Here is a 1,918-nt window from a genome sequence, read left to right as displayed (position 1 = left end):
CACCGGCCCCGGGCGCGGCGGCCGTGGTGGCCCCGGCGGCCCCGGCGGCAAGGGCGGGCCCACCCGCCGCGCCACCGTGCGGCGCGTGGAGCGGCTCACCCCGCACCTGGTGCGCGTCGTCCTCGGCGGCGACTTCACCGGTTTCGCCCCGCAGCACGCCGACTCCTACGTCAAGCTCCTCTTCGCCCCGCCCGGGGTCAGCTGGCCCGACCCCCTCGACGTCGCCGCCGTCCGCGAGCAGCGCCCCCGCGAGGAGTGGCCGCTGCTGCGCACCTACACGGTGCGCGCCTTCGACGCCGGGCGCGGGGAGCTCACCGTCGACCTCGTCGTCCACGGCGACGAGGGGCTGGCCGGTCCCTGGGCCGACCGGGCGCAGCCGGGCGACGTGATCCACCTCCTCGGTCCCGGCGGCGGCTACCGCCCCGACCCCGCTGCGGACTGGCACCTCCTCGTCGGCGACGACAGCGCCCTGCCCGCCATCGCCGCCGCCCTGGAGCGGCTGCCCGCCGACGCCGTCGCGCGGGTCGTGGTGGAGGTGGGCAGCGCCGCCGACGAGCTGCCCCTGCCCACACCGGCCGCCGACGTCACCGTCCGCTGGGTGCACCGCGACACCGGGGGCCCGGGTGCCCTCGTCGCCGCCGCGCGGCAGGCGCAGCGCCCGGCCGGCACCCCGCACGCGTTCCTGCACGGGGAGGCCGACGCGGTGCGGCAGCTGCGCCGCTGGGCGCGCACCGAGCTCGGCGTGCCGGCCGAGCGGCTCTCCGCGTCCGGGTACTGGCGGCGCGGGCGCACCGACGAGGCGTGGCGCGCGGAGAAGCAGGAGTGGAACGAGGCCGTGGCGCAGGACGAGGCGAGCGCCTCAGCCGGTCGCTGAGCCCGCCGCCGCCAGCAGCTCGCACACCGCGAGCAGCCGGCGGCGCAGCGGCTCCGCGCGCCGGGCGAACCCCCGCTGCGCGGCCACGTACTCCGCCTTGCCCTGCGGCGTCTCGATCGCCACGGCGGTCAGCCCGTAGCCGCTGACGTCGTACGGGGAGGCGCGCATGTCCAGCACCCGCACGTCGCGGGCCAGCTCGAAGCAGTCCAGCAGCAGCTCGCCCGGCACCGCCGGGGACAGCTTCTGCGCCCACCGGTAGCAGTCCATCGTCGCGTGCAGGCACCCCGGCTGCTCCAGCTCCGCCCGGGTGTCCGACCGCGGCTGCAGCTCGTTGCGCGGCACCGCGGTGGGGGTGAAGAACCGGAACGCGTCGAAGTGGCTGCACCGGATGCGGTGGGACTCCACGACGGCGTCGGTGCCGGCGCTGCCCAGGCGCAGCGGCAAGCTGGAGTGCCGGATCCCACCGGCGGGCGTGCCGTGGACCATGGCCCACTCGTGCAGGCCGAAGCAGCCCAGCTGCGCCGGCCGGGTCAGCGTCGCCGCCAGCACCCGCCCGGCCAGCCGCACCACCGGTGCCCGCTGCGCGGCGATGCCCGCCGCGTCCACGGCGGCACCGGCCGCGCCGTCCGGGGCCTGCGCGGCCGCGTAGTGCGCCCACCCCGCACGCCCCACCGCGCCCGCACCGGTGAGCACCACCCCGGCGCCGGGGTGCCAGCGCCGCAGCCGGCCCGGCGGCCACGGGTAGTAGGTGTAGAGGAAGTCCTCCACGGCGTGGGCCTCGCCGCGCTCGCGCCGGGCGCGGGCACCGGCGGTGAGGGCGTCGGCGCGCTCGGCGTGGGCGGCCTCCCGGGTGCGCCAGTCCGCCTCGTCCAGCACGAGCGGCGCCGGGCCCGCCTCCTGGTGCACCACTGCCACCGCGCCACGGTAACCGCCGGCCGTGGTGGCGGCGTCAGCCGGAACCCGCCTCCGCGCCCGCGTCCTCCTCGGCGCACCCCCTGCCCCCCGCGGCGGCCGGCCCGCCGAACCAGCCCGCCACGACCGCCA

General features: G+C 79.2%; 2 protein-coding genes. One reads left to right on the top strand and one right to left on the bottom strand.

The annotated features are described in order from the left end of the window. The first annotated feature begins 76 nt into the window (after positions 1-76). The gene (locus ABEB16_RS05830) at positions 77-874 is read left to right on the top strand and encodes a siderophore-interacting protein (protein ID WP_345711322.1); all 798 of its coding nucleotides are present in this window, start codon (positions 77-79) and stop codon (positions 872-874) included. On the opposite strand, the gene ABEB16_RS05825 is transcribed toward ABEB16_RS05830, so the two are convergent. Next, positions 860-1,789 carry a 3-methyladenine DNA glycosylase gene (locus ABEB16_RS05825; protein WP_345711321.1) on the bottom strand — a complete coding sequence of 310 codons (930 nt, stop codon included), beginning with the start codon at positions 1,787-1,789 and terminating at the stop codon, positions 860-862. The genes ABEB16_RS05830 and ABEB16_RS05825 overlap by 15 nt on opposite strands. Positions 1,790-1,918 lie beyond the last annotated feature (129 nt).

Origin of the sequence: Kineococcus glutinatus, assembly GCF_039542765.1 — a bacterium.
GTDB lineage: Bacteria > Actinomycetota > Actinomycetes > Actinomycetales > Kineococcaceae > Kineococcus_A > Kineococcus_A glutinatus.
Note: the sequence above shows the minus strand (reverse complement) of the source record. Positions and strands in the feature narration are given on the sequence as shown.